We start from the raw sequence: 514 nt of genomic DNA, 5'->3' as shown, positions 1-514 counted from the left end.
GCATCACAAGCAGAAGGCATTCGCCGATGCCGGACTCGCCGTGCACGCGGCCGTCGAAAAGGTGCTGGCCGATCCCGAGACGCGTACCGCGGACATCGGCGGAAAGATTGGCACCAAGGCCTTTAGCCGTGCGGTCGTCGCTGAACTGATCCAGAAGTAATCCCCTAGCACCCCTCCGCGCCGGAATCGGTACGCCCATCAGGCGGTACCGCTGGCGGAGCTTTGCCCAAAACAAGGAGACATCCATGCGCTACGTCCAACTCGCGGCCCTCGCGCTTGCACTTGCGGGTCCTTCGATCGTGCTCGCAGCGGGTCCGGGAGGCTATCCCTCGCGGCCTGTCACCGTGGTGGTGCCCTTCGCTCCCGGCGGGGGAAGCGACAACATTGCCCGATACATCGTGAGCCGACTCTCAGAGCGCACGAAGGCCACCTTCATCATCGACAACAAGCCGGGCGCCGGAACGAACATCGGCAACGAGTTCGTCAGCCGGGCCGCACCGGACGGCCAGACGCT

The 514-nt window shown here is 64.8% G+C and carries 1 protein-coding gene; it reads left to right on the top strand.

What is annotated here, in order from left to right; genetic code table 11:
- Positions 1–245: 245 nt before the first annotated feature.
- Positions 246–514 (top strand): tripartite tricarboxylate transporter substrate-binding protein (locus ACXJ3V_RS20810; protein ID WP_457102254.1); only part of this gene is annotated, 269 nt, incomplete at its 3' end.

This window comes from Microbacterium sp. P5_E9, from assembly GCF_054049175.1.
Note: the sequence above shows the minus strand (reverse complement) of the source record. Positions and strands in the feature narration are given on the sequence as shown.